Genomic DNA, 14,354 nt, shown 5'->3' on the forward strand with positions numbered 1-14,354 from the left:
CCGGGGGCCGCGCGTGCACGGGGCGAGCCTGGGTTCTACGGCAGCCACTTCTCCAGGGCGGCGATGAGACGGTCGAGCGCGGGCTCGTCGGCGGAGCGGTCCGTCATGATCGTGCGGCCCTCGAACTGGAGGGCGTACTGGAACCTGTCCGCGGAGCCCAGGTCCGTCGTGAACGCGGGGACGTCGTCGAGCGCGGGGTCGCCGAGCAGCGTGCGCAGCTGCGTGAACTGCGCCGCGGTGGTGCGGTGCACCGCGGGCCGGCCCTTGTCGGTGGTACGGACGGTTCCGTCGCCCCGGACGGTGACCTCCTGGTTCACCCCGGCGAAACCACCGCTGACGGTCATGACCACCAGTTTCTGGTCCGGTCCGGTGACGGGCACCGGCGAGGGACGCGCAGACGCGGCGGCAGTCGCGGAAGGGGAGGGGGAGGCCGACGGGGCAGAAGCGGACGGGGAGGGCGTGGGCGGGGCGGACGACGAGGCGGGGGCGGCGGTCGCCGTGACGGACGCCGTGTGCGCCGGCTCCGCGTTGCGCCCGTCGTCCCCCGGCGAGCAGCCGACCAGGACCAGCACACCGGCCGCGCACATCATCGCCGCGCTCCGAGCGAGCACCCTGCACCCCCGTGTCTCGACAGTCGGACAGTCGTCGTAACAGAGTGCCCGGAGGGCGTCGAACGTAACCGGGGCGCCCCGTACGGGGACTTCACGCGCGCAGGAGCCGGGAGCGCGGGGACGGACGAGGCGCGGCCCGGCTTCGGTCCCGGTCCCGGCTTCGGTCCCGGCCCCGGGTCGGTCCCGCCCGGCTTGCGGCGGGGTCGGGGAAGCGGGCAGTGTCATGTGTCGTGCCCACCTTGTTGATCGTCCATCACACCCCCTCGCCCCACTGCCAGGCGCTGTTCGAGGCAGTGGTCGCGGGGGCGACGGCGCCCGAGATCGAGGGCGTCCGCGTCGAACGGCGGGCGGCCCTCGCCGCGACCGCCTCCGACGTCCTGGCCGCCGACGCCTTCCTGCTGGGCACCCCGGCCAACCTCGGCTACATGTCGGGGGCGCTCAAGCACTTCTTCGACCAGATCTACTACCCGTGCCTCGACGCCACCCGGGGCCGTCCGTTCGGCTACTACGTGCACGGCGGCAACGACGTGACCGGCGCGGTGCGCGGGATCGAGGCCATCACCACGGGGCTCGGCTGGCGTCGGGCGGCCGATCCGGTCACCGTCACCGGCGAACCGGACAAGGCGGAGGCGGCGGCCTGCTGGGAACTGGGCGCGACGGTGGCGGCCGGCCTGATGGCCTGACCGGCCGCACCGGCGTCGTGCGTCAGTGACCGCCCTGCCCGGGCAGGCAGGTCCCATCGAGCGTGCGGCCCACGACCTCGGCGGAGGCGTGACCGCTGCCGTCCACGGTCCCGTTGACGCACACCCGGCCCTCGCCGCCGCCCACGAGCACGTCGTGCAACGACTTCAGGACCACGCCCTGGATCTCGATCTCGTCCGGCTCCAGGCCGAGCGCCGTGGCGGCGGCGGTCCGCAGAGCGTCCGCGGTGGTGCCGGCGGCCGCGAGCCTCTGCGGGACCGCGGCGAGAGCCTTCGCCCGGGGCCGGGCCTCCCGCTCCTGCTCGGCGGTGATCGGCTGCTGCCGACGGTAGGCGTGGTTCTCCGCGACCCGCTGGTCCCAGTCGGCGGAGATGCACGGCGACGGAGCGGCCCGCGTGTCCTCCGGCGGCGGACAGAAACCCTTCGGCGAGCGTGAGGCCGAGGCCGCAGCCGAGGGCGAACCGGCCGCCCGGGGGTCGGCCGAGGGATCAGCGCACGCGGCCGTGAGGAAGGGCAGAGCGAGGAGAAACGCAGCGCCGACGCGGCGCCGTGTCCGTATCCGTGTCATCCACGGATGATGGCAGGCGCCCACGACACGGTCGGGCGGCAGGGCCGTCGGGGTGAGCGCGGGGTCAGTTCCACAGGGGGTAGGTGACGACGCGTCCGAACTGCTGCGGCCGGTCGCCCGGGTAGGTCAGTGTGATCCGGCTGTAGTGCTGAACCCGGGGGTTCTTCTTCCACTGCTGCGGCCGGTCCAGCTTCACCACGACGGCGTACCGGTGGAAGGCGCCCGCCGCACAGTACGGGTCGCAGTCGTTGACGAGGTTGACCCCGGTGGCCCGCGCCGAGTCCGCGCCCCAGCTCTTCCAGTGCAGCGAGACCAGTCGGCTGTTGCCGTCGCCGCACGCCAGGAGGAAGCTGCCGGGCCGTACCCGGGCGTGCCAGAAGCAGTCGACCAGGACCGGTGCAGTGGCCTGGCGGACCGCGGCCGCACGGGCCGCGGGCGGCGAGGCGGCAGGCGTCGCCGCCGCCGACCCGACGGCCGCCGTGAGGCCCAGCGCCGCACAGAGCGTGACCGTTGTTCTCGTCGTGTGTCGCATCGTGGCTCCCAGCCGCCCGAACCGGGGCCCGGCTGTGTGCCTGGCCCCGGCGAGGTGCGCTGTCGACGCTACGACGGGAAGCGGAGGAGGGCCACTCGAACGGGTCAGCGGTCGTGCGGGCGCACCCGGATGCGTCCGGGCGAGCCCACCCCCTGCGACCCCATCCGCCGCCGACTGTGTCGACACCTGAACTCGCGGGTGCGGCCCGCCGTGCCGCGACACGCCGTCACGCTGCCCGCTTTCATCCGTTCGGGGGCGGGTCGCCCGCACCGACGGCTGAAAACGTGCGCCGAGCAGGCTGAATCCCCAGCCGCTCATGGTCATTTCAAGCCGTTGTCTTGGCATTCCCATGACAAAACTGTGCACTCAGTGCCACGCTGCTGCCGAAGTTCACCATTCCTTCACGTCCGCATCATGCGGAGCACCTGTCACCCACCCCCCACCTCCTTCCACCCCCCAACCGTGCAGCGCTCCGGACCGGCCCCCTCCCGCCGGTCCGCCCCACCTCGGCCACCGTCAGCGGCCGACAGTCGCACTGAAGGAGAACCCGTTGCCCCGGCGACACCTCCCCATCCTCGGGCGCAGACGCGCCACCGCCCTCGCCCTCTCCGCCGCCGCCACCCTGCTGACCTTCGGGGTCCAGACGGGCACCGGCGTCGCCGCGCCCGCAGGACCCGGCGCGGCCGGCATCACCGCGACGCCCCGCGCGGGCGCCGCGGCGACGCCCCTGTCACCGGCCCGCCGAGCCTCGCTGATCAAGACCGCCCAGGCCGCGGCCGGCGCCGAGGCCCGACGGCTCGCCCTCGGGGCCCAGGAGAAGCTCCTCGTCAAGGACGTCGTCCGAGACGCCGACGGCACCACCCACACCCGCTACGAGCGCACCTACGCCGGACTTCCCGTCCTCGGGGGCGACCTGGTCGTGCACCTCGGGAGCGGCCGGACCACCGTGACCAGGGCGAGCGGAGCGACGCTCACGCTGCCCTCTCTCACTCCGAAGCTCGCGGCCGCCCAAGCCGCCGGCAAGGCCCTGGCGGCCGCGAGGAGCGCCGAGGTCAAGGGCGCCGGGACGGAAGGCGCCCCACGCCTGGTCGTGTGGGCCGGCGCCGCGAAGCCCGTCCTCGCCTGGGAGACGGTCGTCGAAGGCGTGCAGCAGGACGGCACCCCCAGCGAACTCCAGGTCGTGACCGACGCCACCACGGGCAAGCAGATCCTCGCCGCCGAGAAGGTCCACACCGGCACCGGCACCGGGCAGTTCAGCGGCACGGTCCCGCTCGGCACCACGCTGTCGGGATCGACGTACCAGCTCGTCGACGGCGGACGCGCGGGACACAAGACGTACGACCTGAACCAGGGCACGTCCGGCACCGGAACGCTCTTCACGGACGACAACGATGTCTGGGGCAACGGTCTGCCGTCCAACCGGCAGACCGCAGGCGTCGACGTGGCCTTCGGCGCCGCCGCGACCTGGGACTACTACAAGGACGTGTTCGGCCGCAACGGCATCCGCAACGACGGCGTCGCCGCCTACAGCCGCGCCCACTACGGCAGCAACTACGTCAACGCCTTCTGGCAGGACAGCTGCTTCTGCATGACCTACGGCGACGGGTCGGGCAACACGCACCCGCTGACCGCCCTCGACGTGGCCGCCCACGAGATGAGCCACGGCGTCACCGCCGCCACCGCCAACCTCACCTACTCGGGCGAGTCCGGCGGTCTCAACGAGGCGACCTCCGACATCTTCGCCGCGGCGGTCGAGTTCCACGCCGGCCTCGCCGCCGACCCCGGCGACTACTTCGTCGGCGAGAAGATCGACATCAACGGCGACGGCACGCCGCTGCGGTACATGGACAAACCCTCCAAGGACGGCTCCTCCCACGACAGCTGGAGCTCCGCCCTCGGCGGCGTCGACGTCCACTACTCCTCGGGCCCCGCGAACCACTTCTTCTACCTGCTCTCCGAGGGCAGCGGCGCGAAGACCGTCAACGGCGTCGCCTATGACAGCCCCACCTACGACGGGCGGCCGGTGGCCGGCATCGGCATCGACAACGCCGCCGCCGTCTGGTACCGGGCGCTGACGACGTACATGACCTCGTCGACGAACTACGCCGGCGCCCGTACCGCCACCCTCCAGGCCGCGAGCGACCTGTTCGGCGCCTACAGCCCGGCCTACCTCGCCGTGGCCGACTCCTGGGCCGCCATCAACGTCGGCAGCCGGATAGCCCTCGGCGTCAACGTCGCCCCGATCGCCGACCAGACGAGCGGCGTCGGCCAGGCGGTCAGCCTCCAGGTGGACGCCTACACGACCAACTCCGGTGCAGGTCTCACCTACGAGGCGACCGGCCTGCCCGACGGCCTGAGCATCAGCCCCAGCGGCCTCGTCACCGGAACGCCCACCGCCCTGGGCAGCAGCGACGTGACCGTGAAGGTCACCGACGGCACCGGCGCCTCCGTCTCGGAGGACTTCACCTGGCGGATCGCGTACATCTACGCCAACGCCAACCGGGTGGACATCCCCGACAACGGCGCCGCCGTGGAGTCCCCGGTCACCATCACGGGCCGCGACGGCAACGCCTCCGCCACCACCTCGGTCTACGTCAACATCGTCCACACGTACCGCGGTGACCTGACCGTCGACCTCGTCGGCCCCGACGGCACCGTCTACTCTCTGCTCAACCGCAGCGGCGGCTCCGCCGACAACGTCGACCAGACCTTCACCGTCGACGCCTCCGGCCAGCCCCTGAACGGAACCTGGAAGCTGCGCGTCCAGGACCGTGCGTCGATCGACGTCGGATACGTCCAGCGCTGGCAGCTCACCCCCTGACACCGACCGACCGCCCCACACCCCGCCCGGGTCTTCCGAGACCCGGGCGGCGGTGCGTCCGGGTCATGTCGTCGGGGACGCATGGGCGTTGACCCCGAAGGCGCGGGCCCCGGCGACACCTGATCGTGGAGGAGACCCGGTCCTGCGGAGCCGCCGGAGGACCTGACCGAGCAGAACCCCGTCCGCTTCCTCAGTGTCCCCAGGAGGTGCAGCCCGACGGGCCGTCGACGAGCTCGAAGCAGACCCGCGCCTCGGACGCCCGGTCGATGCCGGTCATCAGGGTGTACTGGTAGTGGCCCGGCACGGCGATCTGCCGCGACTGACGCCGCCCGTCGGCGGTGACGACCGCGATCCGGTCTCCGTCGCGCGGACCCACGATGCGGCCCCAGGCCGCCCGGCAGGCCGGACTGACGCGCAACTCGACCGTACGCCCGGCGACTTCCCGCTGCGCCCGGGTTCCCGCGTCGGTCCAGCAGTCGGTGTCCTGCTGTTCGGGGTCCCGATTCGTGCACGCCTCGCCGCTGCACGGCCCGGTGCCGGTCGCCTGCGCCTCGCTGCTGTGCCCGACGCCGTACGTCCAGGCCGTCCACGCCCCCACGCCCAGCGCGCCGGCCAGCGCGGCCACCGCCGCGGCGAGCACGGCGGCCCTTCTGCGCAGGGCCGGCTCGAAGGGCCCGCCGGGCCGGCGAGACGCCTCCCCCTGCGCCGTGCCCGTGGTGTCCGCCGCCCCGGCGGCCGGGGTGCCGGCACCGCGCGCGTCGTGTGCGTCGCGTCCGCTCCAGGCGCGGTCGGCGAGCAGCCACAGCGCCAGCAGCCGAGCCGGATCGGCGCCGCTCAGCTTCGCCAGCGCCTCCACCGCGTCCCGGGGCGGCAGGGTCTTGCCGTTGAGATAGCGCTCCCAGGACGATTTGCTGTAGGCCGTCCTCGCCGCGAGCGTGGCAAAGCTCAGCCCGGTGCTCTCCTTGGCCTCCCGCAGCCGTTCGACGAGGTGGCGGACCTCGGGCGCGGCCGCGCGTGACGAGCCGTCCGGACGTGGCCGGGCGCCCTCACCCACCCGGCTTCCTGAGCTCGCGCCAGGTCATCGGACCCACGATCCCGTCGGCGTCGAGGCCGCGGGACCGCTGGAACCCCTGTACCGCCGCGCGGGTGTTGGGCCCGAACGACCCGTCGATCCCCTTCGGGTCGAAGCCGTGCCGCCGGACCAGGCACTGCACCTCGGCGACCGCCTCGACCGTGGCGCCGACGCCGTACTGGTCGGTGAGCGTGGTGCTGTGGCCGGCGTAGAGACGGCCGTCGAGCACCGTGAAGTGACAGGGGAAGGTCTTGGCGGAGTACGAGGAGATCGGCACGTGCGTGATCGCGGCCTTCGTCTCCCGTGACTCCGGCTGAGCCGACGACGTCCAGGACCAGGCGGCGGACAGGGCCCCCGCTGCCACGACGACGACGGCCGCCACCATCGGTCTGCGTCCACGCAGACCACCGCGTGGACGCAACGGCCGTGGCACGAAGGCCGTTTCCTCCGATGCCGATGCCGATGCCGATGCCGATGCCGATGCCGATGCCGACTGGGGCTGTGTCTGTGTCTGCGGAGCGGGCGGCCCGGCGGGCGCGGATGCGGCCACCTCCCACAGCGCCGTCAGGCCGATCAGGTCGCCGCCGCAGACCTGGGCCATCATCTCGACGGCATGCAGGGGCGGGGTCGCCTTCCCGTTGAGATAGCGCTCCCAGGACGACCTGCTGTACGACGTCCTGCTCGCCAGCGCGGCCAGGCTCAGCCCGCTGTGGTCCTTCACCTGGCGTAACTGCACGACGAGTCGCCGGACCTGCGGGTCCAGCGCCTCGGGCAGCGCCTTCCATCGGGACATACCCCACCCTTTTTCGCGTACGCCGTCCTGTGCGGTTGCCGGAGTGGCTCCAGCGTACGGAGAGACGAGCGGACCCTCCGCACGGGTTGCCCCTTTCACATCCACGACTCCTTCACGTCGCGGACGTATGGGTCGTCCCGGGCGGGTCGGCGTCGAGATCTGCCCGCCGCGTCCCGACAGACGCTGGAACGCGCCCTGTTGAGCCCGCGCGAGCGCTGTCTCACCGGCGCCTGGGCGGCGGGACGACGCCGCCCGCGACGTGGGCCAGCGGCGTGCCGCGAGCCCATAACAGCAGACGGGGGCCGTCGATGAGACAGGTGCGTCCCTCGCGTGAGGCCCACACCTCGTCCCGGTGGGTGAAGGCCCCCCGGTGCACCACGAGCCGCAGCGGGGGACCGGACGGACCGCGCCGGCGCAGCCGTGCGCGGCAGGCGCAGGCCGACTCCTCGTCGGGCAACGGCTCGGCGACGGGACGGAACGCCACGTCGAGCAGCCGCCCCCGGCCGTCGCGGGCGGCGAGATGAGGCGTGTCATGGCGGGGCGGCGGCAGCACCCGCCAGCCGTCGCGGCGCAGCATCCGGGCCACGGCCAGCACCAGCGCCGGCATGTCCAGCTCGGCCAGTTCCTGAGCGGTGTAGTAACCGCTCCGCCGACGGGCGGGCCGGCGGGAGCGGCGTTGTGCGACGACGGCCGCCGCCGCGAGCGGCAGGAGCACCGGTGTGCAGGCCGCCCAGCCGACAGCGCGGGAGAGCAGCGCGAGTCCGGTGAGGCAGGCGCAGGGGACGGCGACCACGACGGCGAGAACGGGCAGTACCTCGCGCAGCCGAGGTCCGTAGCGTCCCTGCGCACGGAGTTCGCGCACCGTCCGGCTGCGCCGGGCACGCGAGGACTCGCCGGCCCGGGCTCGCTCACGCCTGTGTGCCATCAGGGTCGGCCCCCCACCCCCGCACGGCTCTGTGTAGATGCTGCATACCCGTCTCGTCGGCAATTGCGCCTGTACGCCGCTTTTCCGCCAGCGCCTTGGCCGAAGCGCGTCGGGCGGCGGGGCCGTGGTCGGCCGCCCGGTTGCGCCGCGCCCGTGCGGTGGGGCGTTGTCAGTGGCGGATGCCAGGCTGTCGGTCATGGACGAGGCTGAGTTCTTGCGGGGCCGGGTGTACGGCGCCGACCACGACGACGCGGGCCCCCGCCCGGGCCGCGCCTACGCGCAGCTGGTGGGCGGCCCTCTGGACGGGCTGCTGCTGGACGTCACGGACCGGGCCGACCATGACCTGCGCGAGGTGGCGCTCACCACGGAGATCGGGCGCTACGGGCCCGGCGGCCGTGCCCTGTACGGGCGACGCGCCGCCGACGGCCGCCGTTTCGACTGGCGGGGCGACGCCCCGGCCGTCGACTGAGCGGAGCGCCGACGGGGTCCCGGCGGTCGATCCCTCGCCGCGCCGACGGGATCCGGGCGGTCGGTCCTCGTCGTCCTCGCGGCCCGGACAAGAGGAACGATGGCTTCCGTCGCGGGAGGGTGATCAAATGTGCGAATGTCCACAGGTTCCACTTCCGCCCCTCACGTCACCGCCGCACCGCCGGCGGTCCGTCATGGTTGGCACAAGCTCTTCATCGCCCTCATCGTCCTGGGGCGCGTCGCCCGTGTCCCGACCGCGATGGCGGCGACGACCGGGGAGACCCCGTCGGGCTGGTGGCTCGTGGTCTGGGAGGTGCTGGCGCTCGGTCTGGCCGCCTATGCCGTCAGCGAGTGGGAGATCCTCAAGTCCACCGCCTGGCGGATGCGCGTGTCGCAGTGGATCTGGATGGTCCTGTTCCATATCGGCCTCACGGGCTTCCTGAGCTCCCTCTTCATCCAGTGGTGGTTCTGAGGCAGGCTCCGGGGGTTCCGTCCGCAGTCGGCTGACGGGTTCTTTGTTCGATCGTACGAACATGGCTTCGATGGGGTTACTTCTGTGACCTGTGCTTGATAGGAAACTTTCCTGTCAGTTGCACGGCCGAGTCACCCCACCCCCACTCCTCACCTGGAGCCACTGTGGTGCACCCATCGCGGCCTCTCGACGGCCTCGCCCCCACCTCCCGCCGCTTCTTCCTCGCGCTCGCCGGAGCGATGGCGGTCGCCCCCCTCCTCGACGCCCGAGGCGCGGCGGCGGCCCCCGCGGCCCGGGGCCTCGACGACCCGGCGAAGAAGGAGATCGCCATGAAGCTGGTGTCGAGCGCGGAGAACTCCTCGCTCGACTGGAAGGCCCAGTACAGGTACATCGAGGACATCGGCGACGGCCGCGGCTACACCGCCGGCATCATCGGGTTCTGCTCCGGCACCGGCGACATGCTCGACCTCGTGGAGCTCTACGCCGACCGCAGGCCCGGCAACGTCCTCGCGAAGTACCTGCCGGCCCTGCGCGCCGTGGACGGCACCGACTCGCACGCGGGGCTCGACCCGAACTACCCGAAGGACTGGCGCAAGGCCGCACAGGACGCCGCGTTCCAACAGGCCCAGAACGACGAACGCGACCGGGTCTACTTCGACCCGGCCGTCCGCCAGGGCAAGACGGACGGTCTGCGCGCCCTCGGCCAGTTCGCCTACTACGACGCCATCGTCATGCACGGCGACGGCGGCGATCCGACCGGCTTCCGCAACATCCGCAAGCGTGCGCTGAGCAAGGCGAAGCCGCCGGCCCAGGGCGGCGACGAGACGGCGTACCTCAACGCCTTCCTCGACGCCCGTGTCTGGGCGATGAAACAGGAGGAGGCGCACAGCGACACCAGCCGCGTCGACACCGCCCAGCGCGTCTTCCTCCGCAAGGGCAACCTCGACCTCGAGCCGCCCCTGGACTGGAAGGTGTACGGCGACAGTTACCACCTCGGCTGACCCGGACCGGGTCACCGCGACCCGTCGGTGACGCCGACGGGGCGCCGCGTCACGGCCGGGACGCCGGCCGGTCCCCGGCCGTGACGCAGGGTGCGCCGGCGGGTGGTCCGCCGGTCGCCGCCCGGACGGTCCTCAGTCGGGCACCGGCCACACGTCCACCACGCGGAACCCCGTGCGGCCCAGGGCCAGGACCCCGTCGGTGAGCGGGGTGCAGCGCACGCCGCCCTTGCCGCGCAGCGCACGCTGGGCGCCGGGGCCGACGGTGACGTCCATCCACGCGCAGGGCCGCGCCGGCCGGTTCACGGCGAAGGCGAGGGGTCCGGTCGTCCCGTCCAGCACGATCGTGGAACCGACGCACGAGTCGACGTCCACGCCCCGCAGCAGGATGTTGCGGCGGGTGTGCAGCAGACCGACGGCCGGGGCGATGTGCCGGGGGAGGTTCTCGTCGGACATGACGGTCACCGACGCGTCCCTGTGGGCCTGGCGGCCGAAGTAGCGGTCACCGACCAGGCCGAGGCCGCGGCGCACCTCGACCTGGGGCACCCGCTCGTCGACCGGGCCCTTCGAAGGCCCGTCGGCCGGTCGCCCCGCCAGCCGGTGCGACCCGGACACCAGCAGTTCCACCACCTCGACCTGCACCACCTCGACCTCCGTCATGGGCCCAGCCTAGGCCCGGCGCCGCCGAGGGCCGCGGCGGTCGGACGCGGTGGGGACGGCGACGGCCGGTGCGTGCGTGAGGGTGCGCACCGGCCGCAGCCGTGCCGAGCGCGGGGTCAGGGGAGCAGTGGGAGCGTGGCGCAGTCGGACCTGGCGGGCTTGCCGTCGAGCCGGTCCGTCAGCCAGGAGATCGCCTCGCCCTGGTCGACGAGCAACGGCGTGAAGTGATTGATCAGCGCGCGGCCGAGACCGGGCAGGACCACCGGCTTGTAGGTGACGGAGGCGCCCTTGGCGCACCAGGCGACGGCGAGGGCGCGTGCCTGCGCGTGCGGCACCAGATCGTCGGCGGTGCCGGTCGCCACCCGCACCGGGGACGCCGGTGCGCGGGCGCCGATGCGCTGGTCGGCCAGGAACGCCCTGAGCCTCGGCTCCGACTCGACGACGGCGCTGAGGGAACGCCCGTCAGTGGTCCAGGCGTTGGTGCGCGCCGAGTTGTAGGCGAGGAGGGCGTCGCCGACGCACATCGTCGACAGGTCCTTCAGTGCGGCCCGGCCCGCGTCGTTCAGGTGCGCCCGGGCGATCGGCTCGAGCTCGGGGTCGGACTGCAGGAAGCCGTTGACCGACCAGCCAAGCGCGCCGGCCAGGTCACTGCCGTCGATGGCCTTGGTGACGGCGACGAGATCGGCGGGGGGCGCGCCGCTGTAGGTCCCGGCGAGGGTGACGTCCGGGGCGTAGGAGGGCTGGAGTTCGGCGGCGGCAGCCGTGGCCCCGCCGCCCTGGCTGTAGCCGTACAGCGCCACCCGGGAGCCGGCCGCCGGCGAGGCGCCGGGGAGCGCGCGGGCGGCGCGGACGGCGTCGAGGACGGCGTGCGCCTCGTCGACCCGGTTGACGTAGGTGTGCAGCCGGTCCGTGGCGCCGAGGCCGGTGTAGTCGGTGACGACGACGGCGATGCCGCGGGCGAGGAGGCGGTAGATCGCCAGGTTCTCGTAACCGACGGACAGCGTCTGCCCGTTGACCAGGAGCGGGCGTTCGAGACCGAGCGACGCCGCGCACTGGTCGCCCTGGCCCATGGTGCCGGGGGCCACCGCGACCAGCGGTCGTGGCCCCTCGCCTTTCCAGCGGGCGGACGGCTCGATGTAGGCGCCGGTGACCGCAGTGGGCCGGCCGGCGGAGTCGGTGGACTTGTACATGAGCCGGGTCGCGGTGCCCGGCAGCGGTCCGTCGATCCCCGGCAGGCTCAGCGCCAGGGGGAGCGGTTCGGAGCGGATCAGTGCGCCGTCGGCCGCGGGAAGCGCGGCGGGCGGGGTGTAGAAGGCGGGGATCGTGACGCCGCGGGAGACCACGGCCTCGGAGTCGGAAGCGGCGTCGGCCGGTGCTGCGGTGACGCCGAGGCAGGCGGCAGCGGTGACGGCCGCGGCCAGCAGGCGGGTGGGGGCGGGCATGGCGGACCTCCGGGAAGAGGGAGGCCGAGCCTTCGTCTGCGGCTCGGACGGAGGACGGCCCGGTGGGGTGCGGGCCGTGACGACCGAGCGGCCCGGAGCCGCGGTCGCCTCCGCTGCCCCGTTCCGCTCTTAGACGAACTGTCAGGACCGTAGCGAGGGCCTGGTTACCTCGGGTAGCGGTAGGTAGGTTACGGTTCAGTAATATGACTGCGCGGTAGCATGTCCGAACTCTTCGTCGCGCCGGTCAGGCTCATCCTTCAGGGCGTTCACAAGTGGCCTGTTGGCGACAATCTCTGACAAAACAAGATCGCGGGACGCCGCGTCGCTAGCGTCCCGAGCCATGAACACCGACCGTATGCGCGGCGCGCGACCCACCGTCCCCGCCCCGCAGGACGACACCGACGTCCCGCCCCCGCCGGGCACCCACCACTCCCCGACGCAGACGGTGACCGCCGGCGACAACGCCCGGATCACGCAGAAGAACACCCAGATGAAATTCTCCGTCCCGGTCGTCGGGCCCCTGCTCAGCCTGGCCTTCGCCCATCCCGTGATCGCCGGCCTCACAGCCGTGGCGGTCGTCGGCGGAGGCGGCGCGGCGGTCTCGGCCGCCCTGCCCGACTCGACGCCCTCGCCGTCGACCGCGGTGGTCCGCGGCTTCGTCATGAAGGCCGCGGACGGCCAGACGGCGCCCACGGGATACGACTTCACGCACTCCCCGCCCGCGGTCGCCGACGCCGGCACGGACGCCGTCTACGCGCAGGGCGGATACCTGCTGTCCACCGCCGGCAAACTGGCCGAGTGGGGATCGTCCGAGCCGCCCACGGCAAAGGGATGCCGCAAGGCCGTCACCGAGCACCCCGTGCGCCGGACCCCGGTCGGCGTCGCCTACGTGATGTGCTACCTCGACCGCAACGGAGACCCCGGCTACATCTCCGTCACCGCCCACGACAACGACTCCGTCACCGTGGACACGGCCCACCTGAAGTGACCCCAGCGCCGCCGAACGGCCCGTATGGGCGGTGTGGTTGACTACGCCCGTGTTGCACGAGTCGGTCTTCCGCACCACGGACCTGCCGGTGGACGCCCGGTTCGAGGCGTGGACGGAGCGCATGGGCCGCACCCACGCGCCCATGCAGCTCACCAGCGACCGCACGGCGGACTACCGGGGCCGCCAACGCGTCATCCCGCTGGGCGACGTGACCGTCTGGCCGGCAACCTTCGACCACCTGGTCTTCCGCCGCACCCCGAAACTCGTCCGCCAGTCGGATCCCGAGGTCTATCACCTCTCCCTCCTGCTGAAAGGCGAGGGCGCCGCCGACTGGGGGCGGCAGCAGGCGGCCTACCGCGTCAACGAGTTCCACACCAACTCCTCCTCCCGCAGCTACGACATCCACACCGGCCCCGAGCCGGTCACCATGGTCGGCGTCGAGATCCCGCAGTCGCTGGTGGCCTTGCCGGCGCATCGCGCCGACCAGGTCATCGGACGCCACGTATCGGGCCGCGAAGGCATCGGCGCACTGCTCGCGCAGTTCCTCCTGCACCTGGTGTCGGACACTTCCGCCTATCAGCCCTCGGACGCGCCCCGGTTGGGCACGGTCGCCGCCGACCTGGTCACGGCGGTCTTCGCGCACGCCGCGGACGCGGACCTCAGGCTGACGCCGGAAAGCCACGGCCGCACCCTCGCCCTCCAGATCAAGACGTTCATCAGCCGACGCCTCGGCGACCCGGACCTGACCCCCGAGGGCATCGCCGCGGCGCACCACATCTCCCGCAGCTACCTGTACCGCCTCTTCAAGGCCGAAGGCCTCACCGTCGCCTCCTACATCCGCGACCAGCGCCTCGAACACGCCCGCCGCGACCTCGCCGACCCCCGGCTGCGCTCCCTGCCCATCCACGCCGTCGCAGCCCGCTGGGGCTTCCTCCGCGCCGCCGAGTTCACCCGGGCGTTCCGCGGCGCCTACGGCGTCCCGCCCAGCGAACTGCGCGAACAGGCGTTCACCGAGACCTGACCCTCCGGGCCGCGGGGCCGGGTCCGCAAACCGTCAGCCGTGGACGCAGTGCCAAGCGGATGTGGACGCTCCGCCAACGACACACCGGGCGTTCCTCCTGCATCATGGTCACCCGCGGCACCGTCCGCGACCTGCGGAAGCCGTGCCAGGGTCACAGGGGAGTCCTGGCACGGCCCGAGTGGTGAGGGCCCTGCCACCGGCGTACGGTCGAACGGTGGACCCGGCGGTGGACGCATCCGTCCACCGACCTCTTCCTCAGGGCCCGCTTCCCGAGCGGACGAG

General features: G+C 72.9%; 16 protein-coding genes. 8 read left to right on the plus strand and 8 right to left on the minus strand.

What is annotated here, in order from left to right:
- Positions 1–35: 35 nt before the first annotated feature.
- Positions 36–344: a hypothetical protein gene (locus tag ACN6LD_RS23885; protein ID WP_445044207.1), complete on the minus strand. Its 309-nt coding sequence runs from the start codon at positions 342–344 to the stop codon at positions 36–38.
- Between ACN6LD_RS23885 and ACN6LD_RS23890 the strand changes: the two genes are divergently transcribed.
- Both ACN6LD_RS23890 and ACN6LD_RS23895 read left to right on the plus strand, forming a co-directional pair.
- Positions 343–651, plus strand: a complete 309-nt coding sequence (locus tag ACN6LD_RS23890) for a hypothetical protein (protein WP_445044208.1) — start codon at positions 343–345, stop codon at positions 649–651. The two genes, ACN6LD_RS23885 and ACN6LD_RS23890, sit on opposite strands and share 2 nt — an antisense overlap.
- Before the next feature lie 190 nt (positions 652–841).
- Positions 842–1,294, plus strand: a complete 453-nt coding sequence (locus tag ACN6LD_RS23895; protein ID WP_445044209.1) for a flavodoxin family protein — start codon at positions 842–844, stop codon at positions 1,292–1,294.
- A 22-nt stretch (positions 1,295–1,316) separates the two neighbouring features.
- On the opposite strand, the gene ACN6LD_RS23900 is transcribed toward ACN6LD_RS23895, so the two are convergent.
- Positions 1,317–1,880, minus strand: a complete 564-nt coding sequence (locus tag ACN6LD_RS23900; protein ID WP_445044210.1) for a precorrin-3B C(17)-methyltransferase — start codon at positions 1,878–1,880, stop codon at positions 1,317–1,319.
- A 64-nt stretch (positions 1,881–1,944) separates the two neighbouring features.
- A complete protein-coding gene (locus ACN6LD_RS23905; RefSeq protein ID WP_445044211.1) occupies positions 1,945–2,412 on the minus strand; it encodes a hypothetical protein in 468 nt (155 codons plus the stop codon).
- 550 nt (positions 2,413–2,962) lie between these two features.
- On the opposite strand from ACN6LD_RS23905, the gene ACN6LD_RS23910 reads away from it, so the two are divergent.
- Positions 2,963–5,233 carry a M4 family metallopeptidase gene (locus ACN6LD_RS23910; RefSeq protein ID WP_445044212.1) on the plus strand — a complete coding sequence of 757 codons (2,271 nt, stop codon included), beginning with the start codon at positions 2,963–2,965 and terminating at the stop codon, positions 5,231–5,233.
- 190 nt (positions 5,234–5,423) lie between these two features.
- Here the strand turns inward: ACN6LD_RS23910 and ACN6LD_RS23915 are convergent, their stop codons facing one another.
- From ACN6LD_RS23915 to ACN6LD_RS23925, 3 genes are all read right to left on the minus strand, one after another.
- A complete protein-coding gene (locus ACN6LD_RS23915) occupies positions 5,424–6,287 on the minus strand; it encodes a helix-turn-helix domain-containing protein (RefSeq protein ID WP_319196648.1) in 864 nt (287 codons plus the stop codon).
- Positions 6,280–7,098 carry a peptidoglycan-binding protein gene (locus ACN6LD_RS23920; RefSeq protein ID WP_445044213.1) on the minus strand — a complete coding sequence of 273 codons (819 nt, stop codon included), beginning with the start codon at positions 7,096–7,098 and terminating at the stop codon, positions 6,280–6,282. The genes ACN6LD_RS23915 and ACN6LD_RS23920 overlap by 8 nt, the downstream gene beginning before the upstream one ends.
- Before the next feature lie 220 nt (positions 7,099–7,318).
- Positions 7,319–8,023, minus strand: a complete 705-nt coding sequence (locus tag ACN6LD_RS23925; protein WP_445044214.1) for a hypothetical protein — start codon at positions 8,021–8,023, stop codon at positions 7,319–7,321.
- 196 nt (positions 8,024–8,219) lie between these two features.
- On the opposite strand from ACN6LD_RS23925, the gene ACN6LD_RS23930 reads away from it, so the two are divergent.
- The 3 genes from ACN6LD_RS23930 (at position 8,220) to ACN6LD_RS23940 (ending at position 9,964) form a co-directional block, all read left to right on the plus strand.
- A complete protein-coding gene (locus tag ACN6LD_RS23930; RefSeq protein WP_319196655.1) occupies positions 8,220–8,492 on the plus strand; it encodes a hypothetical protein in 273 nt (90 codons plus the stop codon).
- Positions 8,493–8,627: 135 nt separating this feature from the next.
- The gene (locus tag ACN6LD_RS23935) at positions 8,628–8,963 is read left to right on the plus strand and encodes a hypothetical protein (RefSeq protein WP_319196657.1); all 336 of its coding nucleotides are present in this window, start codon (positions 8,628–8,630) and stop codon (positions 8,961–8,963) included.
- A gap of 239 nt (positions 8,964–9,202) precedes the next feature.
- A complete protein-coding gene (locus ACN6LD_RS23940; RefSeq protein ID WP_445044238.1) occupies positions 9,203–9,964 on the plus strand; it encodes a chitosanase in 762 nt (253 codons plus the stop codon).
- 132 nt (positions 9,965–10,096) lie between these two features.
- Here ACN6LD_RS23940 and ACN6LD_RS23945 read toward each other — a convergent pair whose 3' ends face one another.
- Both ACN6LD_RS23945 and ACN6LD_RS23950 read right to left on the minus strand, forming a co-directional pair.
- Positions 10,097–10,621 (minus strand): molybdenum cofactor biosysynthesis protein, encoded by a 525-nt coding sequence (locus ACN6LD_RS23945; RefSeq protein WP_319196658.1) that lies wholly within the window; start codon positions 10,619–10,621, stop codon positions 10,097–10,099.
- 116 nt (positions 10,622–10,737) lie between these two features.
- On the minus strand, positions 10,738–12,063 hold the full coding sequence (locus ACN6LD_RS23950) for an alpha/beta fold hydrolase (protein ID WP_319196660.1): 1,326 nt from the start codon (positions 12,061–12,063) through the stop codon (positions 10,738–10,740).
- A 340-nt stretch (positions 12,064–12,403) separates the two neighbouring features.
- On the opposite strand from ACN6LD_RS23950, the gene ACN6LD_RS23955 reads away from it, so the two are divergent.
- Together ACN6LD_RS23955 and ACN6LD_RS23960 are read left to right on the plus strand one after the other, a co-directional pair.
- Positions 12,404–13,051 carry a hypothetical protein gene (locus ACN6LD_RS23955; protein WP_445044215.1) on the plus strand — a complete coding sequence of 216 codons (648 nt, stop codon included), beginning with the start codon at positions 12,404–12,406 and terminating at the stop codon, positions 13,049–13,051.
- Between the two features lie 49 nt (positions 13,052–13,100).
- Positions 13,101–14,072: a helix-turn-helix domain-containing protein gene (locus ACN6LD_RS23960; protein WP_445044216.1), complete on the plus strand. Its 972-nt coding sequence runs from the start codon at positions 13,101–13,103 to the stop codon at positions 14,070–14,072.
- The last annotated feature ends 282 nt before the right edge of the window (positions 14,073–14,354 follow it).

The organism is Streptomyces sp. SAS_272 (assembly GCF_052543235.1).

Coding starts and splice junctions, on each gene's coding strand:
- ACN6LD_RS23890 (WP_445044208.1), top strand. CDS start 343: ATGACCACCAGTTTCTGGTCCGGTCCGGTGACGGGCACCGGCGAGGGA.
- ACN6LD_RS23885 (WP_445044207.1), bottom strand. CDS start 344: ATGACCGTCAGCGGTGGTTTCGCCGGGGTGAACCAGGAGGTCACCGTC.
- ACN6LD_RS23900 (WP_445044210.1), bottom strand. CDS start 1,880: ATGACACGGATACGGACACGGCGCCGCGTCGGCGCTGCGTTTCTCCTC.
- ACN6LD_RS23905 (WP_445044211.1), bottom strand. CDS start 2,412: ATGCGACACACGACGAGAACAACGGTCACGCTCTGTGCGGCGCTGGGC.
- ACN6LD_RS23920 (WP_445044213.1), bottom strand. CDS start 7,098: ATGTCCCGATGGAAGGCGCTGCCCGAGGCGCTGGACCCGCAGGTCCGG.
- ACN6LD_RS23925 (WP_445044214.1), bottom strand. CDS start 8,023: ATGGCACACAGGCGTGAGCGAGCCCGGGCCGGCGAGTCCTCGCGTGCC.
- ACN6LD_RS23930 (WP_319196655.1), top strand. CDS start 8,220: ATGGACGAGGCTGAGTTCTTGCGGGGCCGGGTGTACGGCGCCGACCAC.
- ACN6LD_RS23935 (WP_319196657.1), top strand. CDS start 8,628: ATGTCCACAGGTTCCACTTCCGCCCCTCACGTCACCGCCGCACCGCCG.
- ACN6LD_RS23940 (WP_445044238.1), top strand. CDS start 9,203: ATGGCGGTCGCCCCCCTCCTCGACGCCCGAGGCGCGGCGGCGGCCCCC.
- ACN6LD_RS23945 (WP_319196658.1), bottom strand. CDS start 10,621: ATGACGGAGGTCGAGGTGGTGCAGGTCGAGGTGGTGGAACTGCTGGTG.
- ACN6LD_RS23950 (WP_319196660.1), bottom strand. CDS start 12,063: ATGCCCGCCCCCACCCGCCTGCTGGCCGCGGCCGTCACCGCTGCCGCC.
- ACN6LD_RS23955 (WP_445044215.1), top strand. CDS start 12,404: ATGAACACCGACCGTATGCGCGGCGCGCGACCCACCGTCCCCGCCCCG.